The 25931-nt window shown below is 39.4% G+C and carries 23 protein-coding genes, 2 tRNA genes, 1 rRNA gene and 1 pseudogene; 10 read left to right on the top strand and 17 right to left on the bottom strand.

Going from position 1 to position 25931, the window contains the following annotated elements; all coding sequences use genetic code 11:
• Nucleotides 1-92 precede the first annotated feature (92 nt).
• The 4 genes from AC1EU2_RS05895 to AC1EU2_RS05880 all read left to right on the top strand — a co-directional run bounded on the left by AC1EU2_RS05895 (nt 93) and on the right by AC1EU2_RS05880 (nt 808).
• A tRNA-Thr gene (locus AC1EU2_RS05895) sits at nt 93-168 on the top strand.
• 15 nt (nt 169-183) lie between these two features.
• Nucleotides 184-299 (top strand): 5S ribosomal RNA (rrf, locus tag AC1EU2_RS05890).
• 43 nt (nt 300-342) lie between these two features.
• Nucleotides 343-419 (top strand) — tRNA-Asp (locus AC1EU2_RS05885).
• Between the two features lie 113 nt (nt 420-532).
• Nucleotides 533-808 (top strand): HU family DNA-binding protein, encoded by a 276-nt coding sequence (locus tag AC1EU2_RS05880; RefSeq protein WP_480297047.1) that lies wholly within the window; start codon nt 533-535, stop codon nt 806-808.
• Nucleotides 809-818: 10 nt separating this feature from the next.
• Here AC1EU2_RS05880 and mutT read toward each other — a convergent pair whose 3' ends face one another.
• The 14 genes from mutT to AC1EU2_RS05810 all read right to left on the bottom strand — a co-directional run bounded on the left by mutT (nt 819) and on the right by AC1EU2_RS05810 (nt 15263).
• Nucleotides 819-1211: an 8-oxo-dGTP diphosphatase MutT gene (mutT, locus tag AC1EU2_RS05875; RefSeq protein WP_480297046.1), complete on the bottom strand. Its 393-nt coding sequence runs from the start codon at nt 1209-1211 to the stop codon at nt 819-821.
• A gap of 14 nt (nt 1212-1225) precedes the next feature.
• On the bottom strand, nt 1226-1444 hold the full coding sequence (gene yacG, locus AC1EU2_RS05870) for a DNA gyrase inhibitor YacG (protein ID WP_480297045.1): 219 nt from the start codon (nt 1442-1444) through the stop codon (nt 1226-1228).
• Between the two features lie 80 nt (nt 1445-1524).
• Complete coding sequence (locus AC1EU2_RS05865; protein ID WP_480297043.1) at nt 1525-2742, bottom strand: beta propeller repeat protein; 1218 nt, start codon at nt 2740-2742, stop codon at nt 1525-1527.
• Between the two features lie 409 nt (nt 2743-3151).
• Nucleotides 3152-3886 (bottom strand): cell division protein ZapD, encoded by a 735-nt coding sequence (gene zapD, locus AC1EU2_RS05860; RefSeq protein WP_480297042.1) that lies wholly within the window; start codon nt 3884-3886, stop codon nt 3152-3154.
• 4 nt (nt 3887-3890) lie between these two features.
• Entirely contained in the window at nt 3891-4502 is a 612-nt protein-coding gene (coaE, locus tag AC1EU2_RS05855; RefSeq protein WP_480297041.1) for a dephospho-CoA kinase, read from the bottom strand.
• 5 nt (nt 4503-4507) lie between these two features.
• Nucleotides 4508-5425 carry a prepilin peptidase gene (locus AC1EU2_RS05850; RefSeq protein WP_480297040.1) on the bottom strand — a complete coding sequence of 306 codons (918 nt, stop codon included), beginning with the start codon at nt 5423-5425 and terminating at the stop codon, nt 4508-4510.
• A gap of 105 nt (nt 5426-5530) precedes the next feature.
• Nucleotides 5531-7735: a hypothetical protein gene (locus AC1EU2_RS05845; protein ID WP_480297039.1), complete on the bottom strand. Its 2205-nt coding sequence runs from the start codon at nt 7733-7735 to the stop codon at nt 5531-5533.
• A gap of 102 nt (nt 7736-7837) precedes the next feature.
• Complete coding sequence (locus AC1EU2_RS05840; RefSeq protein ID WP_480297037.1) at nt 7838-9106, bottom strand: type II secretion system F family protein; 1269 nt, start codon at nt 9104-9106, stop codon at nt 7838-7840.
• A gap of 29 nt (nt 9107-9135) precedes the next feature.
• Entirely contained in the window at nt 9136-10842 is a 1707-nt protein-coding gene (gene pilB, locus AC1EU2_RS05835; RefSeq protein ID WP_480297035.1) for a type IV-A pilus assembly ATPase PilB, read from the bottom strand.
• A gap of 122 nt (nt 10843-10964) precedes the next feature.
• Nucleotides 10965-11447: a pilin gene (locus tag AC1EU2_RS05830; RefSeq protein WP_480297034.1), complete on the bottom strand. Its 483-nt coding sequence runs from the start codon at nt 11445-11447 to the stop codon at nt 10965-10967.
• A 569-nt stretch (nt 11448-12016) separates the two neighbouring features.
• A complete protein-coding gene (locus AC1EU2_RS05825; RefSeq protein WP_480297033.1) occupies nt 12017-13423 on the bottom strand; it encodes a hypothetical protein in 1407 nt (468 codons plus the stop codon).
• Nucleotides 13424-13502: 79 nt separating this feature from the next.
• Nucleotides 13503-13955 carry a thioesterase domain-containing protein gene (locus AC1EU2_RS05820; RefSeq protein ID WP_480297032.1) on the bottom strand — a complete coding sequence of 151 codons (453 nt, stop codon included), beginning with the start codon at nt 13953-13955 and terminating at the stop codon, nt 13503-13505.
• Nucleotides 13952-14401, bottom strand: coding sequence for a D-aminoacyl-tRNA deacylase (dtd, locus tag AC1EU2_RS05815; RefSeq protein WP_480297031.1), 450 nt, complete (start codon nt 14399-14401; stop codon nt 13952-13954). The genes AC1EU2_RS05820 and dtd overlap by 4 nt, the downstream gene beginning before the upstream one ends.
• Nucleotides 14361-15263 (bottom strand): virulence factor BrkB family protein, encoded by a 903-nt coding sequence (locus AC1EU2_RS05810; RefSeq protein ID WP_480297030.1) that lies wholly within the window; start codon nt 15261-15263, stop codon nt 14361-14363. Before AC1EU2_RS05810 ends, dtd begins: the two co-directional genes overlap by 41 nt.
• 126 nt (nt 15264-15389) lie before the next feature.
• Here AC1EU2_RS05810 and AC1EU2_RS05805 point away from each other — a divergent pair, with 126 nt between their 5' ends.
• The 3 genes from AC1EU2_RS05805 (at nt 15390) to AC1EU2_RS05795 (ending at nt 16792) form a co-directional block, all read left to right on the top strand.
• On the top strand, nt 15390-15611 hold the full coding sequence (locus AC1EU2_RS05805) for a hypothetical protein (RefSeq protein ID WP_129946090.1): 222 nt from the start codon (nt 15390-15392) through the stop codon (nt 15609-15611).
• A gap of 50 nt (nt 15612-15661) precedes the next feature.
• Nucleotides 15662-16150 carry a SycD/LcrH family type III secretion system chaperone gene (locus AC1EU2_RS05800; RefSeq protein ID WP_480297029.1) on the top strand — a complete coding sequence of 163 codons (489 nt, stop codon included), beginning with the start codon at nt 15662-15664 and terminating at the stop codon, nt 16148-16150.
• Between the two features lie 75 nt (nt 16151-16225).
• A complete protein-coding gene (locus AC1EU2_RS05795) occupies nt 16226-16792 on the top strand; it encodes a hypothetical protein (protein WP_480297028.1) in 567 nt (188 codons plus the stop codon).
• Nucleotides 16793-17231: 439 nt separating this feature from the next.
• Here AC1EU2_RS05795 and AC1EU2_RS05790 read toward each other — a convergent pair whose 3' ends face one another.
• Entirely contained in the window at nt 17232-18140 is a 909-nt protein-coding gene (locus AC1EU2_RS05790) for a pseudouridine synthase (RefSeq protein WP_480297027.1), read from the bottom strand.
• A gap of 205 nt (nt 18141-18345) precedes the next feature.
• Between AC1EU2_RS05790 and AC1EU2_RS05785 the strand changes: the two genes are divergently transcribed.
• Nucleotides 18346-19266, top strand: coding sequence for a manganese-dependent inorganic pyrophosphatase (locus tag AC1EU2_RS05785; protein ID WP_480297026.1), 921 nt, complete (start codon nt 18346-18348; stop codon nt 19264-19266).
• A gap of 6 nt (nt 19267-19272) precedes the next feature.
• Here the strand turns inward: AC1EU2_RS05785 and AC1EU2_RS05780 are convergent, their stop codons facing one another.
• On the bottom strand, nt 19273-21957 hold the full coding sequence (locus AC1EU2_RS05780) for a hypothetical protein (protein ID WP_480297025.1): 2685 nt from the start codon (nt 21955-21957) through the stop codon (nt 19273-19275).
• A 161-nt stretch (nt 21958-22118) separates the two neighbouring features.
• Here AC1EU2_RS05780 and AC1EU2_RS05775 point away from each other — a divergent pair.
• Nucleotides 22119-22391, top strand: a pseudogene (locus AC1EU2_RS05775) (DHHA2 domain-containing protein); the annotation flags it as partial.
• A gap of 150 nt (nt 22392-22541) precedes the next feature.
• Here AC1EU2_RS05775 and AC1EU2_RS05770 read toward each other — a convergent pair.
• The gene (locus AC1EU2_RS05770; protein ID WP_480297024.1) at nt 22542-24554 is read right to left on the bottom strand and encodes an ankyrin repeat domain-containing protein; all 2013 of its coding nucleotides are present in this window, start codon (nt 24552-24554) and stop codon (nt 22542-22544) included.
• 628 nt (nt 24555-25182) lie between these two features.
• On the opposite strand from AC1EU2_RS05770, the gene AC1EU2_RS05765 reads away from it, so the two are divergent.
• Nucleotides 25183-25920, top strand: coding sequence for a hypothetical protein (locus AC1EU2_RS05765; RefSeq protein WP_480297023.1), 738 nt, complete (start codon nt 25183-25185; stop codon nt 25918-25920).
• Nucleotides 25921-25931 lie beyond the last annotated feature (11 nt).

Raw genomic sequence — 25931 nt, 5'->3', positions numbered from 1 at the left:
TTTAGTTTTATTTTTAAGTAAGTAAAACAAAAAGAGATTTAAATCTACTGGCATTAAAGGTAGATAAAGTCGCTTTACGACGTAAAAAATTAGCTGATATGGCTCAGTCGGTAGAGCGCATCCTTGGTAAGGATGAGGTCCCCAGTTCGATTCTGGGTATCAGCACCATTATTAAAGAATTTGTCTGGTGACAACAGAGCTGCGGAACCACCTGATTCCATCCCGAACTCAGTAGTGAAACACAGCATCGCCGATGGTAGTGTGGGGTCTCCCCATGTGAGAGTAGGTCATTGCCAGGCGCCAAATTGGTTCTTTCTTCCTTGTTGAAGTGAGACAAAAATTGGAGCGGTAGTTCAGTTGGTTAGAATACCGGCCTGTCACGCCGGGGGTCGCGGGTTCGAGTCCCGTCCGCTCCGCCAATACAACGAAGCCTCGTCAGAAATGACGGGGCTTTTTTGTTTTCTATGTGCTTTAAATTAATTTATATTCGATTGATTGAAGCTCTTTCCTCTATTTGTTTCAAGGTTGCAGTATGAACAAGTCTGAATTGGTTAAAGCCATGGCCGAATTATCTGAAACATCGCAAAAAGACACTAAGTCAGCGTTAAACTCACTTTTGAAGATGGTTCATCAGGCGCTCTCTGAGGGGGAAAAAGTATTTTTACCCCAGTTTGGTACGTTTGAGTTGAGATATCACTTACCAAAGCAGGGAAGGAACCCTCAGACCGGAGAGAGCATTGAGATTGAAGGCTATAATCAGCCAAGTTTTAAATTCTCGGCTAATGTAAAGCAAGCGATTAACGATTAAGTCTTTGTTATTAGTTTGTCTGCTCTAATCTTTCGATGATGGCATAGTTGGCATCAGGGAATTGATAATCACTGATGTCAGCTTTGGAAACCCACTTTATTTGCTGTTGCTCTAGTCCTTTAGCTTCACCCGTAAATGTTGTTACAAGGTGAATATCGAGAAACACCTGCTTATCTGGATAATCAAAGCTTTGAGTCATAAAAGGTGTTGTAGAGGTAACATTAAGGTTTACTTCTTCTTTTAATTCCCTGATTAACGCCTGAGACGTAGTTTCACTGCTCTCAACTTTCCCACCAGGAAACTCCCATTTGCCACCTTGGTGCAAATGATCTAATCGCTTCGAAATTAAAATTTGGTTTGCATCATTAATGATGACACCGACAGCGACATGAACTCGTTTCATTTTATGCCCTTGCACTATTTTTCTTTAAAAAAGTCAGGTTCATCATAACCAATATCTTCAAGGTCAATATTGGTAATATCCATTTGTGGATTGACAGGAATAGCATGCTTTTCTGAAGCCCAATCACCTAAGTCGATCAACTTGCAGCGCTCACTGCAAAAAGGTTTAAATTTCGCTTCAGGTTGCCATTCGACGTCTTTTTGGCAAGTAGGGCATTTAACCGTTAATGGCATAAAGAATGTATCTCTGAATTGTAAATGCCAACATAATACTGAAGTTTACAATTCAAAGATATCTTAGAAATGGCAGGATGTTATTTTTCAGGCTTTATTTCGTAACGGTAATAATTGTGAACATCACGTTGTTCAATAGTTATAAGACCAATGGTGCCGTCATCTTTAATTGGTGTGATATCGACATTGAAATTCTTTCCTAGCTTCATTTCATCACTATCCATTGGGTTGCCTTTAAAAGTAACATCTAACGTCTGAAGGCTTGCCTTATTTTTGGCATCAATGGTTGTTAATGCAAAAATGTTATCGCTTGCATCATAAGCATCACCGAAGGTGACCAGCTGCATTTCTTGGTTATCTATTGAAACGGGTTGGTAATTAGTAATTGCCCGTGGTAAATCAATGCGTGTCCATGATACGCCTGAATCTTGTGAAACGCCGAAACTTTTTTGTGGTGCATAAAATGGAATATTTCCATACGATTCTACAGGTAGCAGGTAAGATAATTTTGGGTTAGTTCGAGAAAACTTGATAATGGGTGAAGTTTCAGTAGTGACGTTAGTGTCAATTTCAGGTCCCCAACTTTTGCCGTTGTTGAAAGATACTCGTGCAATGCTGCCTGCAACGGCTATCAGGCTTTTACCATCGGGCGCTTGGTGAACATGCCAAGTACTGATAGTTAGATCTGGATCTGGTAGATCGGATGGTAGACAAGAAACACCCCCATCGATTGAATACTTGAATCTCGATTGATCTGTGGAGATCTCATTAGAAATGTAATAAATAACTTTGTCATCTGCATGGTTCAAAAGAATCGTGTTTTGATCGTCAGAATTATCGTAATCACTATGTTCGTTAATATCACAGGTTTTAGTCTTAATGCTTGTCCATGTTTTACCGTTATCTGAGGACATTTTTAAGTTATTGTCTTTTTCGACTGCTGCAATTAAATTGTTGTCGTTTTGATGTGAATAGGCAAGGGTATTCCAATCACCAAAACTATCTGAACCATCAATAATATGCCAACTTTGTCCCATATTGTCAGATTGAAACAATGAGTTTTTAGGTTCGTAAGATTCAACTGGAGTCTTATCGTTCTCAAAACCGCTGTAGGCAATGACATGATCCCCATTTTTGCTCACTGTGAAACTCAAGTCTCGTTTAAAGAATTTGCTTGGAGCTGAGGAGTTTACAGTGACAGGCTCTATATTAATTTGATATTTAGTTGCTGCGAAAGTTGGGCTTACTAGTACGGTAAGCGTTAAACAAAGGCAGTTGGTTTTTTGAATCGTTTTCATCTTTAATTCTCTTAATTGATGAACTAATTGGATTAATATTAGCCGATTCATATAGGTTTTCTTAATTAATAAACATTAATTTCATTCTAGAGTCTGTTGAGCTTTCGTGATTGTTTTTGCAGCGATAAATTGGTTATTTTATGCAAGGCAGCGCTTATGCGGTTTGATTATTACCGACATATAAAACTGTCTTCCAAATAAACAAGCGATAACGCAGTACTTTTTATTTTGAAAGAGCGGCCAATTTTCGCTTTCTCTTTTTTCGATGCTTTTTAGCGTTCACCGTTCTGTGTTGTGACCAGCTCACTTAGATGACTAAGCTTCACTGCTCACGCCTTGAACAGGTAAACCCTAAAGTAGCACAAAATTTAATCCTGAAAAATCAACAGCCCCTAAGGCTCTGAAAGCATTAACGGCAAGCCGCCAGTTCGAATTCTATTGCTTGATCTGTGTGTTTATGGTGCTCAAAAGAGACAAAGTGAATGGCGAAACGATTACGGTTGCCACTGATGGTTGGATAGCAGCCATTACATTCATTTAAACGCACTCTCACTAACGCTAGGGCTTGGTTGCTTTCACCTTGGTAAAAGCCGCTAGAGGCTGTTTTCGTTTGAAATTGAGCTGTATTCCTGCAGAGTTCTAAAATTAGCTTTACGGCCTCTAATAATGGTCTAAAGTGTTCACACCAAACTTGGTAGTGGTGTTGTCGCTCCGACCAAGGTTTACCAAGCCAAAAATGTAACTGAGGTAAATCGAAGCTGCAACTGGCACCAGGCATACTGAATCGTTGTCTTATCGCCGATAAAAAGCGATCATTTTTGAGCTCTTGTCCCAATCGTGGTGATTTGATCAGTTGGCAACGATGTAAATTGATTTTATCAACGAGCTGCTGAATTTGCGGTTTGTCTGAGTCAGGCAGATCTCGCCATTTGTTTAATAGGCAGAGTTGTCGGTCAAATTCTTTGATCACGTCATTGCGATAATCACAACGTTCACAGAGTTCCCATAAGGAAAATAAAGGAAAAAAACAGGCGTGTTGGTGATCATTTTCAAAATTGAACTCAAGTTGATCAGCGAGGTATTCAAGTCGTAAGTAACTTCGGGTTTTTTCGTTGAGAGGCTGTTCGTAAATGAGTTCAGTCATAGTCTTAATCTTTAGCTTTTCTTATTAGTGTTAAGTACTTTTCATGCAGAGCTATAACTGCTTGCTCTAAATCGATAATCTCTCCTTGATTATAGATGACATCATCAGCCTCTAATAACCTGTCTTCCCGTGACATTTGGCTATCAATAATACTTTGGATCTGGGCTTTTGAAACAGCGTCGCGTTTGGAAGTGCGCTTTATTTGTAGTTCGTTTGAAATATCAACAACTAAAGTGCGATTTACCAACTTATCTAAACCATTTTCAAATAGCAAGGGCACGACCAACACAGTATACTCACTTGATGAAGAATTAATCAACTGTAACATTCTTGTTCTTATTTTAGGATGCAAACATTGATTCAGCCATTGACGTTCGTTGTCATTCGAAAATACTTTCTCTCTTAAGCTTGCTCGGTTGAGCTCACCGTTCTCTAATAAAATTGATTCACCGAAGTGTGCCGCAATTTCACTGAGCCCCTCACTGCCAATAGCAACCACTTCACGCGCAATTATATCGGCATCAACAAGCTCAATGCCTTGAGCAGCAAATAAATTGGCGACGGTTGTTTTTCCGCTGCCAATACCACCTGTTAATCCAACGACAAATTTATCCATGGCTTTTAGACCCAATTAACCAAATACCAGTTCACGATGTCTTTTCCCCACAGCATGGCTATCCAACCTGCTACCGCAATGTAAGGCCCAAAAGGGATTGGGTTGCCTGAATGAAGTTTACGTGTAGCAATTAAGCCGATACCCACGATAGCACCAATAAGCGAGGATAATAAAATGATGAGTGGGAGCATCTGCCAACCGAGCCATGCACCAAATACTGCCATTAATTTGAAGTCACCATAACCCATACCTTCTTTACCCGTTAAGAGTTTAAAGCCCCAGTAAACCGACCATAAACTTAAATATCCGGCAATAGCGCCAATTAATGCGGATTCAAGCGAAACAAAGGTGCCGTTGATATTAAGAATTAAGCCTAGCCATAACATAGGTAGTGTTAAGGTATCGGGCAATAACATTTCATCTAAATCAATGCCGGTTAAGGCAATCAGCACAAAAGTTAAGAGGCTGGTTGCTGCAAATTCGAGTGTTGGGCCAAATACCCATGCGAGGTAAGCAACTGCTACCCCTGTAATGAATTCAATGATTGGGTAGCGGGCAGAAATCTTGTCGCTGCAATTGGCACATTTGCCTTTGAGCATTATCCAGCCGAGGACAGGAATATTATGCCATGGCTTTATTTTGCTGTTGCATTTAGGGCATGCGGATGTCGGTGTGAGTAGGTTGTACTTTTGTGGGAAACTATCGATAGGCTTATTCAGTTCTTTTTCACCTAATGCCTTAAACCTTTGTGGGTGGTACTCCTCAAGGTAACGATTACACTCTTGCTGCCATTCCCGTTTCATCATCACTGGGGTACGATGAATCACAACATTTAAAAAGCTACCGACAATGGCGGCAAAAATAAATGCAAGTATCGAGAATGTAGTTGGATTTTCGGCAAGTAGGGCTAAGAGTTCAGTCATGGCAAGTTTACATAAGTATTCTAAGTATATTGCTTTGATTGTAATATGAATTAGTGAGTGAATGCAGAGCTAATTTCCGAAATGTTAACTTTATTAACGTGAGGCTTATTCAGAGTCTATTGATTCTAGATATTCATCGATGTCTTCTCTTGAGTAACCACCTTCTAAAACAGATGCATCGGTAATCGGTATGGCCATTATCGATACGTATTCTTCAGCGCTTAATCCTAAGGTATTGCAAAGCTTTGCCATTTGATATTCTGCTTCTCGTGGATGATTTTGATAATATTCAGGAGGCTTAGCCGTTAAGGTAATGGGTTCTCGATTTATTAATTGCTCAAAGGCTAATTCTACAAGCCCGATAATTAATTTATTTTCTGCCAAAGACTGTAAACCGCTTCTTGGGCAGTCAAATGTCCGGAGTTCGATCGTGCTACTTGGTTCGATCGCGATATCTTGAGTTGGTTCTGCATCACGAAGGTGCAAGAGGTTGATGGCTTGCTGCTTCCCATCCCCAATGCCAATACTTTGTAATAACAGTTTAATCTCAATCATTGCTGAGAAATCGGTTTGTTTAGAAGTTAAATGCTGTGCAAATCCGCAATTTATGAATTCAATTATTGGCTGTAAGTCTTGTCGAGTTTCTGAAGTTAGATATTCAAAGAACTCGATACTTGTAAGCCGTTGTGTAATGAATGGTAAGTAAGTGATGTTATGACACAGTATTGAGAACCGTAATAGCAATTCAGGGTTGTTATTAAAAACCTCTGAAATATCAACATGTTTATGACCTGACATGCCAACTAATCCCGTCTGTTGCTTCAACTTGTAAATGGTCTTTTCGAGTAACTGATAAGTATCGAATTCACAAGGTTGCTGTTTTCGGCTGACAGAAAATAATTGTCGATCAGTATAAGGAGTGCAATGACATTCAAGATAATTTGCTTCTAGGAAAAGCTTCAATTCCCAATTTCCGATTTTGAAGATAGTTTCTCCAAGTTCAGGTGAGTATTCGCTGAATTCAATTTGCTCACTTTTAAGCAAAGATCTTAAGGATGCTTTTATGTATTCAAAGTTCGCCTTAATGACTTCAGAGTCCTCGCTTTGCTCTCTATCGCCGCTAAACCAATACTCGAGCTCTTCACCAAATCTCATTTTATGGGATTGTATAGAGATTGATTCCGTACTCTCCACACTTTGCATATGATGAAAATTAAACAACGCTCGTTGAAATTGGTATTGAGCAAGTAATTCATCAAGTTTTTTCATTTTACCTAAGTAAACTTCTTCATCTAAGCCGTCACGAGAATCATTTTGACTCATCAGCCATATGACTTCTGCTCTTGCCTTTGATACTGGGTTTTCTCTAATTCTCAATGTAAGAGAAGATGTTTCTGAATGACCACAAAGTTGCTGATAATATTTATCAAAATTTGGGCTACAAAAGCAACTTAGCTGACTAGGCGTTAATTGATAAATTTGTGCTGCTGATAGAGATTTAGCGAGGCAATCTCTGGCGATTAATGTTCGGATTGCTTTTCTTTCAAATGAAGCGGCTGCTATTTTTGGCAACAATTTCATTGTTATGATCAAATCGCTGATGCCTGTAGATTTTTGAGTATTCGGATAGCTAACTAGCGTGGAATTTTTTGAGGTAGGAGAAGTAATAAAGTCATTAACTTCAGCAGGCACTATTGTGTATTTGAATTGATACCTAGCTTTCCAAAACTCTGAAAAGCGTTTACTGAATAACAATTTAAAGTCTGCGGTTAATGCTTGTGTATCGAGATCTTCAGCCATCAATTTTAAATAATTTGCTGCAAACTCTCGTCCTTCCGAACCCCATGAAAAATTAAGCTCATTAAATCTTTCTGATAGCGTTTGTAGTGTAGATTTTATTGTCAAAAAGCAAAATATGAGTTCAGTTTGTAATGCTTCATCTTTGAGCTTTATAAGAGCTGGTACTTCGAGAAACAACGCTGCTAACTCTTGAGCTGGGATATCCGATAATGCCGTACTTTGCAAACTGGAAGAGAGATCTAAAATGGCTGTTTGACATTGTGCTTGGAGCTGCTCAACTTCGGCTTCATTCTGTTGAAATACATCTACAGAGTATTCTGAGACAGACGCTGCTGAAGGTGTGGATTGTTTTATTTCAGATTGAAAGTCTGAAGTTGTTGAGGTGTCAGCTTGTGTGACTTGATAATCTTGCAATAGAGCTGTTGATGGTAATGTCGACTCATTACCTTTGTCTGGTTGAATTATGAGGTGTGGTGCTGTGAATGATCTTCGGGCTAATGCTAGGCTCATACTGTTCTACGATTAACAATGTAATTTAATCGTAGAACAAAAAACAAAAGTAAAAATTACCAGTGACTTAATTATTCATGAATAAATATTTATGACTCTTCATTACCCGACCACATTACCCATTTCGAAAATCGGTAAATACATTGCGACGATCAAACCACCAACTACGGTACCAATTACTACCATCATTATTGGTTCAATCAAGCTAGATAAACCATCTACTGCATCGTCTACCTGCATTTCATAAATGTTGGCAAGTTTATTAAGCATATCATCCAATGATCCGGATTCTTCACCAATCATCACCATTTGAATCAGCATGTCAGGGAACAAATTAGTGGTACGCAACGCTACGTTCATTTGCATGCCGGTCATGACCTCTTGGCGCACCTTCATCAAAGCTTTGCGATAAACCGCATTACCCGAGGCGCCAGCGGCTGACTCAATACCCTCAATCAAAGGTACACCTGCGGCAAAGGTTGTTGCCAGCGTTCGCGCAAAGCGAGCCATAGCCCCTTTATGGAGAATTTCACCAATCAAAGGAATTTTTAACATTAATGCATCGATTTGATCTCGAAAATGTTGAGAGTTACGGTGGCTATGAATAAACCCAATAACGCCGGCAGTAATGGCGATAAAAAACACCCACCACCACTCTTGTAACCAGCGGGAAATACCGAGTACAAATTGAGTAAAGATTGGCAGCTCAGCACCAAAGCCTTTAAAAATGTCTTCAAATTGCGGCACCACAAACAGCAATAACCCAACGGTCACAATCATTGCGACAATGACAACCGCTGCAGGGTAAAACATGGCTTTTTTGATTTTAGACTTGAGTGCTTCTGATTTTTCACGGTAAGTAGCAATGCGGTCAAATACGGTATCTAAAGCGCCAGAGTGTTCACCCGCAGCAACTAAATCCACGTATAAATCATCAAAATATCGTTTATGGGGGCGCAGAGATTCAGATAGAGGGATACCCGCTTGTAAGTCATTCAAAATACCCCCCAATAAATTACGCATTTTGGGTTTTTCATGGCCTTTTGCCAGCATTTCAATGGTGGTCACCAAAGGCACGCCGGCTGAGAGCATGGTGGCAATCTGGCGAGTGATCATGGCGATGTCCATTGGCTTAATGGGCTTGTCGCCAGACAATATCGATTTTGACTTTTTACGAACGGATTTACTTATAATTCCTTGCTGTTTGAGTAAAGCACGGGCCTCGGCAACACTGGAAGCTTGGATTTCACCTGAGCTTTTAGCACCGTCACGGTTCAACCCTTTCCATTGGAAAGTAAATACTTTTTGAGCCGCTTTAGACTTTTTTGCCTTACGGTTTGCTCGTTTAGTGCTTACTGATGCCGTTGCCATAATCCTGTCCTATCAACTGCTTGGTTTCGTTAAAAACTGGTTACCCGATTAATTTCGTTAATGCTGCTGATCCCTTGCTGTACCTTGAGTAGCCCTGACCGCCTTAGAGTGCACATGCCTTCAGTTTGGGCAATTTTAAGCAGATCTAACGAGTTGCCGCCTTCCATAATGCATTTTGCTAAGTCTTCGCTCATTTTCATAACTTCATAAATACCCACACGGCCTTTAAAGCCAGCTGTACATTGGTCGCACCCCTCTGGCTTGTATACCGTAAAACCATCATCAATTTGCTCTTGAGTAAAACCAAGGCGTTGCAGTTCAACTTGTGGTACGTCTTCAGGGCTTTTGCAATGTGGGCATAAACGACGGGCAAGGCGCTGAGCGATGATCAAGCTCACCGAGCTGGCAATGTTATAGCCTTGAACGCCCATATTGGACAAACGAGTCAGAGTTTCAGCCGCTGAGTTGGTATGCAGAGTCGATAACACTAAGTGACCGGTTTGCGCTGCTTTAATCGCAATTTCAGCGGTTTCTAAATCACGGATCTCACCGACCATGACAATATCAGGATCTTGACGTAAGAATGAACGCAGTGCTGAGGCGAAAGTTAAGCCTGCTTTTAAATTGATATGAACTTGGTTGACGCCCTCAAGATTAATTTCCACTGGGTCTTCGGCGGTGGAGATATTGCGCTCTTCGGTGTTAAGGATGTTAAGCCCAGTGTACAGCGATACGGTTTTACCTGAGCCCGTTGGTCCAGTAACCAAAATCATCCCTTGCGGTTGAGCTAGGGCGTCCATGTACATTTTTTGTTGTTCTGACTCATACCCCAGTTTTTCAATGCCCAGTTGCGCAGAGGCGGAGTCTAAAATACGCATTACGATCTTCTCGCCCCAAATGGTCGGTAGGGTACTTACACGAAAGTCAGTGCTGCGGTTACGGCCTAATTTAAGCTTGATTCGACCGTCTTGCGGGACACGGCGCTCAGCTATGTCCAGTTTACTCATCACTTTTAAGCGAGCGGCAATTCGGGCAGATAAACCAATCGGCGGTTGAGAGATTTCTTGCAATACGCCATCGATACGAAAACGAATGCGGTATTTTTTTTCGTACGGCTCAAAGTGTAAGTCTGATGCGCCTTTACGAATCGCATCGGTGAGGATTTTATTGATGTAGATAACAATTGGTGCATCGTCTTTGCCATCGCCAGCACCCTCGTCTTTGCGCTCAGTTTCGGCAACTTCAATATCGCCCAAGCCTTCTTCATCAAGGCCATCAAGATCGAGGCTGGATAGATCGTCTTCTAATACTTTTTCAATCGCTGCTTCAAGTTTGTCTGCTTCGACTAATATTGCTTCAGCGTGCATACCGACATTAAACTGAAATTCTTCTAATGCTGAAATATTGGTCGGATCTGCGGTAGCGATATAGAGGCGATTACCGCGCTTAAATAACGGCAAACAATAATGTTTTTCAATCAGCTTACGGTTTAAAAATTCTTCAGGAATGCTGGTGAGATCAAACTCATTAATATCCAGTAGTGGGGTGCCATATTCCTCGTGGCCTAAATTGGCTAAGTCGAGCGCTGAGATCAAATTTTCACGAATAAGAATGCCGGGGAAAGAGGTATTTTGTTTTTTAGCGAGTTTTGTCAGCTGTGGAATTTGTGAAGCCGAAATGATCTCTTTGCGAATTAAAAGATTAGAAAGACCTAGATGAGGCGATGAATCAGGCATAAACTACGTTGCCTTATTTTGGTGAGTAATGGAAATATCCATTACTTGGTTTTTTATCATATTTGTTCAATCCGTTGAAAAAATATTAAGAGCAGTAAAAACTGCTCTTAAAAATCATACTATTAACAAACACCAGCCTGTTTGCACGTGCCACCTTGTGCCCAGGTTAATGTACCAACACCGTTTGTTCCTGTAAGAGTGCCAGTTAACTCATATGTATAACCACCTGCATCAGAAGTAGCAGTTGCTGTAATAGTTGGAGCACTTGCAGTACCGCCAATTTGAACTGTTGCTACTATTGGAGAAGCTGCCCATCCGTTAGCAGTACCATTAGTACCGTCATCTAAAGCCCCGCAGTTATTACTTACACTCCCATCAGCAGCTGTGACTGGGTTTCCAGCTGTTTGAGCACAAATTTCAACAGCTGTTTTTGCTGGTGTAGTAGCTAAAACTACTTCTGTAAACTTAGAGCGATCTGAGTATGTTTTGTAAGCAGGTAAAGCAATTGAGGCCAAAATACCAATAATTGCCACAACGATCATTAATTCAATTAGGGTGAAACCCTTTGCATTTTTAACACTCTTCATTGAGTTTAAACCTTTCATGGTCATTTTCTCCACTGTCCACTTTTGTATGACTAAGTGACTAAATTGGTGTCACTTAAAATTTGAGTACCCAGGTATTCGCGCCTAGGCGCTCGTAACCTTTGCTGCTTCTGGGTTGCCGACTTACTGTGAGTTTAGGCTCTAGACTCTTAACTCAGCAATTAAGCTAATGCTTGGCCGGGCAACTTTGTTACTTCTTTGCTACTTCGCACTATCGATAAAACAGACACTGCGGCTCCGTATACGTTGCATCATCCTTGTTAACATACTCATGTTAACCACAACATAAAAGAAAACTGCCTTCTTTGACGTAGGTCACTATAAGTAGGGTAAAAGTATTACAAATTGGGCAAAATTGAAACCAAATTTTGTATAAAATGTTTAAAAAATTAATCAAATATGTCGTTTTATGTAGAATTTAGTCTGTTTTATGCAAGCGTTATCAGTCATCTCAACGGTTAAATTGTCAATTTCATTGATTTTTATCTGTCATCGTCAAAAAAATGACGAATTTATTGTCATTATTCGTCAAACGTGAATGGATACAGAAAAAACAGTGTTTAACAATCTCAGGTCTTTGTTTTGGGGGCTGTTAAGTCACATAAATCGGCAAACGTCATTTGCTTCAGTGGTAGTTTGCGGCACAAATTGTAAAACGCTTCACTCTGCCAAAATGATTGAGTTAAATTTGAATGTAATTCTTTTATAAGGCTCGCGAGCTCTTGCAAAAGCTGTGGGTCAGTGGCTGTACCTTGATGGTGTGCTAATAAATCACTAAGGCTATTAAATGGTTGGCCTGTTTCGAACATTGACTTAAAGGTTGCATGTGGGTCTTTATCTGTAGGGCAGGTGAGTGGCTTTAATGTGAGCATCTTGCTCCGCCGGAGTGAACGGCTTTTAAATTGAACATTCGCACAGTTAGAATCATGTGGATTAAATGAATACTGCTCAACGTTTGCTTTACTGAACAACGAGTCATATAAATGTTCAGTAAGGTAGCGTTGATTTTTAGCATCGCCTTTAGCCAGGTATTGGCAAGCGGCCACTTGATAATCCTGTTGTTTGGCTTGTTCCCATTTTGCATTGGCTTGTCGTAATATTCGTTTGCTGTAGAGCGTTTGGACTGCTTCGCTGTGGGATCTGAATTTAGCTTGAACAAGCGGTTTTTCATCATAATAGATGGTCATTTTCCAAGGACTACTAGGATTGCCTGAAGTCGCTCTTTCAATATTTAATTGAGCTTTTTTCTTATATTTAGGGGCGAGTGAGTTTTTGAAGGTATTGAAGTCGGTAATGATATCTTTAGGGTTTTGCCATGAATCTGATGCTTTACTGAGTTGATTTATAGCTCTTCTTGTACCTTTTATTTGCATCTCTGGGTCGAAACAATAATCTGTTTTTTTAATTGGACCCTTTAACTCTGTTTGTGATGGTATTACCGCTTCACGAGGTGGTGTTCTAGAGTGTTTAGGTGTATTTGGTAGTTTAGTTGAATTCAATGTAGCTTCAGTTTGCGATGTTGCCTGTGGTGATGTATTTGAGATTGATACTACTTCTGCTGATAAACGTGATGATATTGCAGGCTCGGGTGTTGGACTAGGTTGGCGACTTTCTGCTGGTGCATTCAATTCATTAGAGAGAGAAGTATTTTCTTTTATAATTTTATAGAAGAAGATCTTTTTTCCAAATAAACCTTTTTTATCTGTTTTATTGGCTTCCTTTAATTGACTCGTATGAACCTTATAGCTCGTAGTGCTTGGTTCTCCTTCCAGAGGTTTGAATTGTAATTTGTAATTACTTGCTTCATCGTGTTTGGGCTTTGGCTCATTGACTTTTGGTATTGCTGTTTGTGTTTTTACAATATACCCACGATCAACGATTACCCAGTCTTGATCCTCCTCTGGTACTCTGGAAATAACGACTTCCTGCTTAGCCTCAAAGCGCATTACAAGGAGTTGTTTAATCCCGGCTAACATATGCTCATTTTAGTGATAATTGAAAGGGTAAACTTAGCATGAAACTGCGTTGTGTTTGATTATCAATTATTAAACTTTGTTAATCTACAATAGGCAGGCTGACATAAACGCCTGAAAACTCAGCACAGATTTTTTGATTGCAAATGATGTCGATTTTTAGTTCAAAGCGTTGTTTTCTGCCTGCGGATAAACGAGAAAAGTCGAAGCCTTCACAGTTGACTTTAGCGATAGGCTGCTCAGTAACGGGGGCAAGATAGCGGATGTGACCGTCAGCCAGCACAATATCACCTGTTACATTATTGAGCTTTTGTTGCAACCAAATGGCACCCCAACCAGTTAAGGTGGCGAGTGTAGATAACGAACCGGCAAACATGGTGTTGTGACAATTGATATTTGGTTCAATCGGGGCGGTAACGCTAAAAGTATCATCAGTGAGGTCTAGCGGTTTAATTTGCATAAACTGGCTAACTGGAATGGTACTGTGCCATGTTTCGGTGAGTTGCTTGAGTAAGGTTTGGTTTGTATCCGTCATGATTTTTCTTTTGTTTCTAATGCAAAGGTTACTGGGCCATCGTTGATAAGGCTGACTTGCATATCAGCACCAAATTCCCCCGTTGCTGTAGTGATATTTTGTTGCTGACAATAGTTTACAAAGTGCTGATACAAGGTATTTGCTTGTTCAGGTGTTGCGGCGGATGAGAAACTTGGTCGACGGCCTCGGCTGGTGTCTGCGGCTAAAGTGAATTGTGAGATCACTAATAGCTCACCTCGAATTTGCTCAAGGTTGAGGTTCATTTTGCCGTTACCATCATTGAATATCCGGTAATTGATAATTCGCTGTGCCAGCTGCTCTGCATCTTGCTGGGTATCTTGTTGCTCAACCCCTAAGAGAATTAACATCCCTTGATTGATTTGACCAATGGTGGTGTTGCTTACATCAACTTGCGCTTGTTTCACTCTTTGGATTATGGCTTTCATCTTGATTTTCTATCTTATGTAACTGTTCAACAAATTCGGGTAAGGCTGCGGTAATTACCGCACCCAATAATACAATCATCCATGAGATATAGACCCAAACAAATAAGATTGGGATGGTGGCTAACGTACCGTAAATCGCTTCATAACTTGGGAAGTGGGTCAGGTAAAAGGTAAAGACTTTTTTGCCTGCTTCAAACAAAATTGCGGCTGTCGCAGCACCAATCAGTCCATGCTGCCATTTTACACTTTGATTCGGTACTGCAAGATAAATCATTAAAAAAGCCACCATCGAAAACAACATTGGCAAACGAGCAACAAAAAATGGCACAACATCAGCGATTTGATCGGCATTAAAAATTTTTAACGATACTAGATAAGACGTTGCCGCTAAACTGGCACCCACAAAGACGGGGCCTAATGTCAGCACCATCCAATACATTGAGAATGAAATGATTAATCGGCGTTTTTTGGTGACTCGCCATATTTTATTGAGCGTTTTATCAATGGCCGACATCAGTAGAAATGCGACGACGACTAGAGCCAAGATACCTATGGCTGTTCCTTTTGACGCATTGTCGACAAAAGAATTGATGTAGATTTTGATTGTGTCATTGGCTGACGGTAAAAAGTTACCGTAAATGAAGACTTCAATTTGTTCACGTATTCCTTGAAATACAGGGAACACAGAGAGCATGGACATCATGACGGCGATGATAGGCACTAAAGAGAGTAAAGTAACGTAAGTTAAATGTCCTGAAACAATATTGATTTGATCTTGTTTTAACCTCTGTTTAAGGTGTAAACAGAATTGATAAAACGTTTGGCTATATTGCTTGAGTTGCTCAATAGTTGGCCATTGCATGGCAGTTGCTCCAGTTCCATATAGAGGGCTTTTTAATAAGTGGCTAACTATGGCAAAGATTGACTGAGTTCACAATATATAACCAAAAATTGAGATAACCAATAAACGAAGATAGGGAGTATTGATATGAGTGGGCAAGGATCTACAGGAAATGTAATCGCTGCGGTTGCAAGTTTTTTCATTCCGGGGTTAGGGCAGTTGGTTCAGGGAAAAATCTTTTTTGCGGTATTTTTCTTTGTCGTGTGTAGCTTAGGTTATTTTTTCTGGTGGCTGGTGTTCCCAGGTGTGATTGCTGTTGTGGCTCACCTGTGGGCAATTGTTGATGCAGCGCTTTATAAAGGCAGCTGATCTTGTGAGTCTCGTCTAGACTTTTAATGATATAAGAACTTGGGTTGTCTATGACGAAAAAAGAGGAAACAGATCTCAATATTGATCTAAAAAAGCTTGAAAAAGCGTGTGAGCAAGCATTGGGTGAACATAAGACCTTAGCTGAAGTTAAGAACATCACGCCCAAAGAGCTGGAAGATGTTTATGCTAAGGGATTAGAAAAATACAATGCTGGCAAGCCTGACGAAGCCATGACTGAGTTCACGTACTTAGTTATGCACATGCCTTGGGACAGGCGCTTTCAAATGGCGCTTGGTTCAACCTTGCATTGGCTTGGTGAATTTAAACATGCTCTGAATTTTTATGGTTATGCGTTGGTGATGGATGCCTGTGATCCAGGGGCAACGTTTCGAATCGCACAATGTTTTTTAAGTTTAGGGGACGAACCTTCAGCTCGTGAAGCATTACAAACGGCCATAGAGCAGAGCTATATTCGCCCTGATGAGCATCATATTGGTGAACAAGCCAGAAAATTGCTTGATGAGCTGAACGGTCGCTAAGTAATAATTCATTATGTGTGTTTTTGAGCATATTCTACACTCCATTTAATGTTAATTAAAATCAGGTGTTGTGATATGAAGAACCGAATTTTGTTGTTACCTCTATCATTATTATTCAGTTTTAATGTGTTAAGTGCGCAGGTTGTTGAGAATAATTTTGACTTACCCGCTAAAAAAGATGTTGTGACGGTTTGTAATGCGACATATTACAATCCTAATAGTGATCAATTTAGAAGAGAACATTTCGCCACTTATTTGAATAAAACGGCAATTGCCGTGGCCTTCACTGCTGAAGACTGTGCTCACTCTGGTCATGGTGAATATTTTGTTTGCGAGTTTAAGCTGAATGTTCAACCGGGTGACTGTGTATCTTCGCATTACACTCGAGGTACTTACCGTAGGCATGTACTCATTGGTATTCCTAAATGGGAAAGTGGGAAGCTTGATTGGGAGTTTGGTAGCGCCGTAATTGGGCATTTAACATTCAGTGTGGCAAATGGTGAGAGTTATACTGTTAAGGATGTTGCGCTTGCGACCAGCAATAACGGGCAAAAGGTTGGTAATCATGATAGTAAATTTATTTTCGGTAACGTTTGTGACATTAAGGGTAACAACTGTAAGTACAATTGGCATGATTATTAGGCAAATTAAGGTAGCACTTACTTTAAACTTTCCTGACTACCAATGCAGTTCAGCATACTTTGCAGTCACTCTTGCGTAGGGCTGTGTATATTTTTCGTTTCTTCTGTGTTGCCGAATGCTTATGTAGAATAACTACACCTCACATTCGTCGTCTTGAATAAACAAAAAATCTACAACAGCAAATCGAAATCGTTAATTGGGAACGGCCTATTGGTGTGCCATTTTGGTTTAAGGGTAAAATTATTGACTGGCAATATGGTGAACCTGGAACTCGCCTTATTTTTTGTGTAACGAATGGTGAGAAATTTAATGTCAGCAATCTCGCCATTGACTATACGATATTTAATTTTAATTATATTTACGGCAAAGTATGTGGCGGTAAAAAAAATCAGTGCCACATTCATTCTAGTGAGTGACAACACTGCTTCCATCTAGCTTTTTAAAAGCCTAACGGCGAACAGATAAATTTAAGTTGTTGCTCATTAAAGGGGTCAACAAATTCGAGTTTATGTGCCAATAGTTGCAGTGGCTGGGTAAAGTCAGGTTCAGCTTTTGGTTGCAACTGTGGATAAAAACGGTCATTCAATATTGGCATTCCAAGCCCAAGCATGTGCACACGAAGCTGGTGGGTTTTACCGGTGATCGGCTCTAACTCAAACAGGCCATAATCTCCCTTTATTTGAATTAATCGAATCTTGGAGTGGGTGTTCGCTTCACCGCTCGTTTGCTTGACTAAAAAAGAAGGCTCACCTCTTGTGAGTTTATTTTTAACTTCCCAGTGTTGCTGACCATGTTGTTTGAATGCAGACTCAGCTTCTGGAGTGAGCTTGGCAATAGCTTGATATTGCTTATGAATATTGCCGTCTTTAAATAAAGAATGATAAGTATTGCGAAACTCAGGCAGTTTGGTGAACAACATGATCCCTGCCGTATCTTTATCTAAACGATGTGCAGGTGCGATGGTTTCAATGCCCGTTTTTATGCGTAATCGATGAACTAAGCACTCATTGACGTAGTTACCACTTGGGGTAACGGGTAAGAAGTGCGGTTTAAAAACAATCAAAAAACGGTCGTTTTCAAATAAAACTTGTTCTGTAAATGGGACTTTGGTTTCCTGTTGTACTTCACGGTAGTAATACACGCGCTGTCTTGGTCGGCAAAGTGTGTCGAGATTTAATCGCGAGTTATCTTGCCAATGAATTTTGCTTTGCTTTATACGCTGATGCCAAATCTGCGCTGAAACATGTGGGAATTGCTGTATCAAAAAGTCTACAACAGTGAGCTGTGTAGAGACGTTATCAGGGATAACAATATAAGAAGGTTGTGCAGCTTGAGCAGACGATGACATTCAACAATTACAATCACAGTTAAGACCAAGGTCGAATTGTATCTTGAAGGCAACTTGAGTGAAAGTCTCCTTTGAGGTCGTTGCTGATGAGTCATTAAATCAAAGGGGGGTAATTGGGGGACGGCTATTATTGTTAAGGTATTTTTTTATTCAGCGTAGATTTGCTAAAATCCTTTCCATTAAAACCAATTAGAGAGTGTTTGCAATGTCAATGTATGTAGTGGGGCATAAAATCCCTGATTCTGATTCAATCTGTGGTGCTATCGCACTGGCGTATTTAAAAAATCAAATCGGCGAGCCAGCAAAAGCGTCGCGTTTAGGTGAGCCATCGCCTGAGACACAATTTATTCTGGATCGTTTTGGCTTTGAAGCGCCAGAATTAAAAATGAGCTATGCAGGTGAAGAAGTTTACATTGTTGATCATTCAGAGCTCACTCAAGCGCCAGATGATATTGCAGAAGCAACGATTGTCGGTATTGTTGATCACCACAAATTGGGTGACTTAACTACGTCTACACCGCTTGAGTGTTGGATTCGCCCTGTAGGTTGTTCAAACACCGTGATTAAAATGATGTATGACTTCTACAATGTAGAAATTCCAAAAGACATTGCTGGCATCATGTTGTGTGCCATTTTAAGTGACACGGTGATTTTTAAATCACCAACCTGCACGACTGCTGATATTCGTTGCGTTGAAGCACTTGCAGAGATTGCAGGAATTGAAGATTTCAAAGCATTAGGCATGGAAATGTTTAAAGTGAAATCAGCGGTTGGTGGTACTGCGCCTCGCGATCTTGTGATGCGTGATTTTAAAGATTTTAATATGAACGGTAACCTTGTTGGCATTGGTCAGCTTGAAGTGGTTGATTTATCTGTGTTTGATAACATTAAAGCAGATCTAGAAGCAGATATTGCAGCGTTAAAAGAAGAAGGTAATCGCCATACTGTTATGCTGTTACTGACTGATATTATGAAAGAAGGTTCTGAGCTGCTTATCGTGAGCGATGATGCAGAGCTTAGTCAGAAAGCTTACGATATCGCCACTGAAAACGGGCGTGCTTGGCTACCGGGTGTATTAAGCCGTAAGAAGCAAGTCGTGCCTCCGCTACAGGATGCATTTGCTTAATTGACGTTAACTTGAAGCTTGGGGTAGTCCCTGAGCTTCACGTTGTTCGTATCGCTGTAACTTCAATTTTAATATTTCAATTTCTTGTTGTTGATCACTAACTTTCGCTTTTAAATTGCTAAGCTCTTGGGCTCTTTGTTTTTGGCTTTGTACTAATGATTGCATAACATCAGCATTTTCTGCACTTCCAAAAAGTGCATCGTATTTAGCCTCAAGTTGTGTTGTTAATCGGGATGACGGAGGGGGTGAAGATTGTGTCGGCTGACCAGTTCGAGATTGCTGCAGGTTTTCATTCAAAACTCTATGAGTCTCTTGTGTTAATGATGTGTCTAATTTTTCTGATGATTCATAAGCTTGTAATTTTCTTTGTGAAGTCATTAACAGTTTCGAGAGAAACTGCATTGCGGTTCGATAACCCAATTGTTGAGAGAGTATTTGCAGTGGTGTATCGCCTACAAGATTCTTAAGATGCAGTGTGGCGGGTGTTATATAAGCGAACATAACGCCAAGTGCTTCTTGGTTTATTGCTTTGCAAGCTATATGTACGGGCGTATCTCCATTGATGAACTCTACGCAATGAAGGCCTTTTCCTGCTAAATCGTATCCCTCAGTTTTTGTTATTGGAAGTAACATTTTCAGTACATCAATACGACTATCTCTAACAGCTCGATGAAGCAAAATAATTCCTCCTTCACCGCAAACATTTAAATCAATATCGAATTTAAGTAAAGTTGCTAAGTACTCAAGCTTTTCTTGCTGATAAGCCTGTTCTAGTGTGGTTATTTTGGCTTCGGTTTTAGATGCCGTAATGATACAGTTCATATCAAAACTGTGAAATTCATCTTTTAACTTAGGATCTGAAGCTTTTTTTCTGTTTGCACAGACGTCGAAAAGTAATTGAACGCCAAGATCATGCTGAATGATGATGTGTAGATCATTTGAACAAAAAGGATATTCAGGCCAGGAATAAATTTCTTTAAGTGTTGCTATGTCACCATTGTTCACTAGGTATGCCGTAATTGAGCCAAACCCTTTATAACTTTTAACATAGTTCCCATTTTTGATAAAAACTCTTAAGTATTGTAATAGGTTATTTTCTAAAGCAAACTCAATGAGAGATGTACCTGCGGCAATGATGCTCAGATCGAGTGATCTATCACTGGATGTATTATGGGTATTGAGTCTATCTTCAAGCTTTTTAGGTGCAATGTTTAACTTCATTAAGCACAAAATAATACTAGTCGTAAGTGGTTCTATGTTTAGTAACTCTTCTAGACAACTTTCTTGGACTTGCTCACTGGGAGAGTGGGACTCTAATATTTTTTGAATTAAATGTGCGTAGCCTTTTTTGATGGCTATTTTTAATAGTTCTTGTTGCAGAGTTTGCTCATCAGTTTCTGTGAACTTCACTTTAGATAATGCATCGCAAATAATATTTTCCGGTAAATCGTGTTTAATGAGCAGTTGTATGATCTCTGGTTCGAGGGGTAACTTGGGTAGTTTAACGAGTTCCACAAGACGTTTTTTGTTTACTTCTGAGCAACTCCTAGTCAGTAATTTTCCTTTTAGTTTAGCGAGCTTATCTTCAATTATTGGCGTTGGAACATCTTGCTTTATGAGTTCTTCGATGAAATCCATCCGATACATTTGGCAGGCCTTTGCGGTGATATGTTTCCAAAGTTTGATGGCGTTTGGTAGAGGCTGCAAGTTAAGCTTACTGATTAAGCAACCAAAAAATTCAGCATTGCATTTCATTTCCATAACTTGAAATATGGTTTCTTCCGTAAGCGTCATGCTCGATGGTTTAAGAACGGCCTTGAAAAGCTCTAAATTATTGGCTTTTAAAGCAGAGAAAAGCGGGCTAAGCCCGGTTGATAAAGGTTGATGTTGATTAGGCTCAATGGTAAATAGAGATTCAACGAGTTGAGGCCTCCCTGTCAAAAACGCATGCTCCATGAGAGTTTTGCCTTCAATACTCTCATTTACATTAAATGATTGAGAGTAAATATATCTATCTATTATTGGTTTAACTTTCGAATAAGGGACATTCATTTTCAACAGTTTTAAGATATGTTCAGAACGCAATGTTCCATAGTGGCAGAGGTGAACATAACGTTCTATTGTGCCAGGTAAGCAAAGTGCGTTTTGGAGATTCGAAATGGCTAAAATACGAGGGTTTGCTCCAAACTCAATTAACTCATCAACTAAAGCTGTGTTTCCAGCTAAATAAGCAGCTTCTAGTGGATAAAGGCCATTTGCTTGAGTGTTAAGCATTTCAGGGGTAAGTGTGCTGATATAACTTTTGAGATAAGATAAGTTCAATGATTGGATACTCGCTATTAAAAGATTGATATCAGCGCTTGAATATTTACCATCATCAAAATTAAGGATTTCTTTAAGCTTTTCGGGGTCGCTAGGAAGATTTAAATTTGTACTTGGGGCTAAATTCGGTTCTGACGATGTTCTCGGTGAAACGGTATAGGCTATGTTTTCACAAGTTGGCCGAGGTCTTGTTAAACGAGGACTGGTAAAATACAGTTCTGTAGGGTGAATTGCGAGTTTACCGCCTCGAAGATAATAGGAATCATATTTTAGCTGACCTGTATTCGGGGCAAGACGTGGGGTTTCAGGTGTAACGCCTTCACTTGGTAGACTATTTAGCACCGAACCACTCGCTATATTTTCAGTCATAATTGATACTTCTGTTTAAGTGTAAGCTATGTCAAATAGCTCCAAACTGTTATAGGTATAAGTCAGAGCTATATTGAAGGGAGGTTATAAGCTATAAGCTTTTTGATGATTGGAATAAAGTTAATCCTTTTTCATCTTTTTGCTAATCGTTCTCAGCTGGAGTGGAAGTGATTGATTTATCGGTGTTCGATAAAATCAAAACGGATTTAGAATCGGATATTGCTGCCCTAAAAGAAGAAGGCTATCGCCATATGGTAATGCTGTTACTGACAGACATTATGAAAGAAGGTTCTGAATTTCTGATTGTGAGTGATGATGCAGAGCTAAATAAGAAAGCTTACGATATTACGACTGAAAACGGTCGTGCTTGGTTACCAAGTGTATTAAGCCGTAAGAAGCAAGTCGTGCCACCTTTGCAAGGGATGTTTGCTTAGTTTGTGTGTTCGAAATACCCAATATTAGTGTTGGGCGTTTTAACTCGTAATAGCTTTTAGGTTTCTTAGTTCTACTTTTAACTTTTCGGGGATTTCAAACTGGGCTAACTTTTCAAGTATGAGCTTCATTCTTGTAACTTCTTGTTCTAATTATTCTGCCTTTTCGGCTAATTTTTGTTTTTCTTCTACAGTCGTTTTCCATGTTTTGATGAAATGTTCTGTTTGTGTTTTAAGTTGTTTCTGCTCTTTTTCAAGTTCAGATTGGTCGGCCGTTTTTGTGGCCATAGTTTTGTTTAAGAAATACTCATTCAACCAACCCTCAATAGTTGGTGTATCAACGGGTAACTCCATCAAATTATTAGCTTCTGTCATTGCATCATAAGGGGTAAGTTGGTCATTATTATATTGGGTAAATACTTGAATTCCGACCGTAGTGACAAGAAAATGAATAAGTGCTCTATTACCACTTGCAAAGCCATAATGAAGAGGAGTATTTCCGCCATATAGCTCTCGCTCTAAAAGCATTTGTGTAGGAGAATTAGACTCTCTTTCATGAGCGACAAGAACTTTTAATGTAGCGAGATCATTTGCATTTGCTGCGATATGGAACAATGTTACTGTTTCCGTATTCGCTTCTGCTACATCGGCACCATTATCAAGAAGCATCTTTACTTTTTCTGAGCTATTCTGCTGACATGCTAATTCAATACAAGATTTTCCATTTATTCGCTTATTTATTAAGAAGTGAGGTCGACGTTGAGCTTTAATTTCATCATCTCTTTGAGATTTTGCTCTTGCTAAATAGGTATTCAGTTGTTCAAGAGGTATTTCTAATTCAATCAATCGATATATGTCTTCGACTTCAAAAGTTATGAACCTGTTTGAAATTATGGCTAAAAAGTCTTTGTTTTTATTTTGCTCTCTGAGCAGAATTTTCAATTTATTCATTGCCATAATGTTTTCTGGCGACATTTCGTTATCTAATAGCATAGGTATTAAATCAACTCGTTTCTTTTCAAGTATATAGCCAATTAATTCTTGAAGTTCTTGTTTATCTTTCACCAAATCTTCTATAGGAGATCTTTTAGACAGAGCTAACTGAATAGTTTCGGCTGAACAGTTTATCTTGACGAGATTTTTTATACTCCCTATTGAAAGTTGCAGCTGAGGTAGCCTGACAATTTGTTGAATTTTATCAAGATCATGAACCTCGCACTCTCTTGCCAATAGCTTTGAAATGGGATCCTTTAACAAATCTGCTGATAAACCATGGTTTAAACAAGATAATAAAAAATCGACCCGATTTAATTGACAAGCTTTTAATGCAATTCTTTTCAGTGTTTCTTGATAATTATTTGTTTTTGTTTCATTAATTTGAAATTGAATTCTTTTTAATAGTGATTCAAAAATATCTTGATTACACCCTGAACTCATGATTTTGAATACTTCGTTTAGTTCTAGATTAGCATCTGAGTGCTCTAAAGTGGCCTTAATAAGTTCAATTTTGTTGTGTGTGGCAGCATATAAAAGTAGGCTTTCATTTGTTGAAAACATTTCGTGATTCAAGTCTTCAAACTTGAGTAAAGCTGTTGCTAGTTCAATTCTGTTGGCTCTAACTGCATGCTCTAAAAGCGTTTTTTTTTGGTGTTTTTCGTTAATCTTAAATGCAGTAGAAAAAATAAATTTGTCGATCCAATCTTGAATGTTTTCATAAGGTACGTCTAGGTAAAGCAAGGGCCCTATATCGTTAAAAGTAAGAGCTTTCTTTTCTAACCAATGAAAGTATGTAGCTAAAGTGTCAGGTTTGCAGAGCGTCTGTCTAAGTCTGGCTTCATCCACGGTGTCTGAACTTGCACCTTCCTTGATAAGATCATTAACTAGCTTGATGTTACCTGTTAAATAAGCTGCTTCTAAAGGACACAACCCATTTTCCCGTTTATTGAGCAAAGCTCTAAAGTTCGGTATAAGCCATGATATATTTTTCGCACTTTCACCATTTGCGATGAGTAGACAAATATCGGAACTGGAGTATCCTCCACGGTCAAACTTTAAGATGTCATAGAGTCTTTCATTGTTTTTAGGTAATACTAATTCAGAAGATTTATGATTGGTACGATTTGGAATGGAAGAGCCACTAGAAGGTCTAGTTTTAAGTTTAGCCAAATAAGGCTGATGAGCAGGGTCAATCGTAGATTTTGGTCTTTTAACTCTAAATGCAATCAGTGATTGACTTAGGTCGCTCCCTTTAGTTCTGGTAGTTGAGTATTGCTTACTGCCTCTCCTTAGAAATGATTTATCTTGCGTGTGAGGAGCTTGAAGATGACCGTCATCCTGAGCCCACTGGGGAGCTTGAGTAACACGCTCTAGTTTTTCTGTCATAGTTAATTCAAGTTAATGCATTTACGGTTTATCGTACCATTTGAACTTTAGGAAAGGCTGAATCTCTGCTGACTCAATCAAAATAAGGTTTTAGATTTAGGGCTTAAGATAAAAGATTTATTTCGATTGAATAGAATTTAGGCGTAACCCGAAGGGCTGTGTATATTTTTCGTTTCTTTGTTGCCGAATGTTTATGTAGAGCAACTACACCTCACATTCGTCGTCTTGAATAAACAAAAAATCTACAACAGCAAATCGAAATCGTTAATTGGGAACGGCCTCTAGCCATTCTTGATCTATTTGCCTATGGTTTTTGAAAAAATTCCATTCGAATTAAATATCTTTAATTTTGTTGAGAAGCCCGCAGAAAATTTCCATTATAAGAGTTCAGTATTAGATAGAAGGTGTTGCTATGAAAATTCAGCCATCTAAGCTTGTTTTTGTTTGTTTATTGCCTTTAACAAGTTTTGCGTCTGTTATGTCTCAACCTAATCAGCTGGTAGCCATAGGGAATAATCAATTCGTTGATACACAAGGTTATACTGACAGTTTTTCTTGTTATCCAGGTAGTGAACCTTTGGTTATCTATTCAACCGCTGCGAACAATAGAACGCCGATTATGTCTGGTGATATTATTGTTCCAGCGTATATTGCTCCAAACTTTAAGGCTACGCCGCTTACGATACCTCAAATCCAGCAATCCGATGTTAAATCTAACCAGAATCTCACTGTAAAAACTCGCACTCCTTCCAGATTATTCATTCAATTTGGATTGAACCGCTATGATCAACAACGGTTTTACGTCAGTAGTGTGCAGTTTCCTGTGCCTTATTTAAAAGATGAAAAGCAAGCGAATAGGGAAAAGTTTGTTTCGCAACATTTTGTGGAAATTGATAATAAATCGGGTGAGAACCAAAAATCGTTACCTTCAAGAGATCATAGTTTTGTGGAAGATTCTCGCCTTGATGTGATGGAAAATGTAAAACTGCTAACAGGGTATTTCACCTCGTGGAGTCAAGCAGGACAATGGGGAGGGGCATTAAATCAACAGTTTACGAATGTACCTTATATTTTCTCATCTTTACCGTCAGCAGATGATCCTAATTTTTATAATGGCTATGGTGTTTGGGTTTGTGGAAGGGCAGGGTGAGATTGGTCATT

The organism is Parashewanella sp. 2304DJ23-3 (assembly GCF_056591695.1).
The sequence above is the reverse complement of the archived record's forward strand: the minus strand, read 5'-3'. Positions and strand labels throughout refer to the sequence as shown.

Bases quoted from the DNA above. Each gene is read 5' to 3' on its own strand.
- pilB (WP_480297035.1), bottom strand. From the start codon at position 10,842: ATGCCTGATTCATCGCCTCATCTAGGTCTTTCTAATCTTTTAATTCGC.
- AC1EU2_RS05795 (WP_480297028.1), top strand. From the start codon at position 16,226: ATGAAGAACCGAATTTTGTTGTTACCTCTATCATTATTATTCAGTTTT.
- mutT (WP_480297046.1), bottom strand. From the start codon at position 1,211: ATGAAACGAGTTCATGTCGCTGTCGGTGTCATCATTAATGATGCAAAC.
- AC1EU2_RS05830 (WP_480297034.1), bottom strand. From the start codon at position 11,447: ATGAAAGGTTTAAACTCAATGAAGAGTGTTAAAAATGCAAAGGGTTTC.
- dtd (WP_480297031.1), bottom strand. From the start codon at position 14,401: ATGAAAGCCATAATCCAAAGAGTGAAACAAGCGCAAGTTGATGTAAGC.
- coaE (WP_480297041.1), bottom strand. From the start codon at position 4,502: ATGGATAAATTTGTCGTTGGATTAACAGGTGGTATTGGCAGCGGAAAA.
- AC1EU2_RS05790 (WP_480297027.1), bottom strand. From the start codon at position 18,140: ATGTCATCGTCTGCTCAAGCTGCACAACCTTCTTATATTGTTATCCCT.
- AC1EU2_RS05845 (WP_480297039.1), bottom strand. From the start codon at position 7,735: ATGAGCCTAGCATTAGCCCGAAGATCATTCACAGCACCACACCTCATA.
- AC1EU2_RS05810 (WP_480297030.1), bottom strand. From the start codon at position 15,263: ATGCAATGGCCAACTATTGAGCAACTCAAGCAATATAGCCAAACGTTT.
- zapD (WP_480297042.1), bottom strand. From the start codon at position 3,886: ATGACTGAACTCATTTACGAACAGCCTCTCAACGAAAAAACCCGAAGT.
- AC1EU2_RS05800 (WP_480297029.1), top strand. From the start codon at position 15,662: ATGACGAAAAAAGAGGAAACAGATCTCAATATTGATCTAAAAAAGCTT.
- AC1EU2_RS05765 (WP_480297023.1), top strand. From the start codon at position 25,183: ATGAAAATTCAGCCATCTAAGCTTGTTTTTGTTTGTTTATTGCCTTTA.
- AC1EU2_RS05850 (WP_480297040.1), bottom strand. From the start codon at position 5,425: ATGACTGAACTCTTAGCCCTACTTGCCGAAAATCCAACTACATTCTCG.
- AC1EU2_RS05840 (WP_480297037.1), bottom strand. From the start codon at position 9,106: ATGGCAACGGCATCAGTAAGCACTAAACGAGCAAACCGTAAGGCAAAA.
- yacG (WP_480297045.1), bottom strand. From the start codon at position 1,444: ATGCCATTAACGGTTAAATGCCCTACTTGCCAAAAAGACGTCGAATGG.
- AC1EU2_RS05780 (WP_480297025.1), bottom strand. From the start codon at position 21,957: ATGACTGAAAATATAGCGAGTGGTTCGGTGCTAAATAGTCTACCAAGT.
- AC1EU2_RS05820 (WP_480297032.1), bottom strand. From the start codon at position 13,955: ATGACGGATACAAACCAAACCTTACTCAAGCAACTCACCGAAACATGG.
- AC1EU2_RS05825 (WP_480297033.1), bottom strand. From the start codon at position 13,423: ATGTTAGCCGGGATTAAACAACTCCTTGTAATGCGCTTTGAGGCTAAG.
- AC1EU2_RS05880 (WP_480297047.1), top strand. From the start codon at position 533: ATGAACAAGTCTGAATTGGTTAAAGCCATGGCCGAATTATCTGAAACA.
- AC1EU2_RS05865 (WP_480297043.1), bottom strand. From the start codon at position 2,742: ATGAAAACGATTCAAAAAACCAACTGCCTTTGTTTAACGCTTACCGTA.
- AC1EU2_RS05805 (WP_129946090.1), top strand. From the start codon at position 15,390: ATGAGTGGGCAAGGATCTACAGGAAATGTAATCGCTGCGGTTGCAAGT.
- AC1EU2_RS05785 (WP_480297026.1), top strand. From the start codon at position 18,346: ATGTCAATGTATGTAGTGGGGCATAAAATCCCTGATTCTGATTCAATC.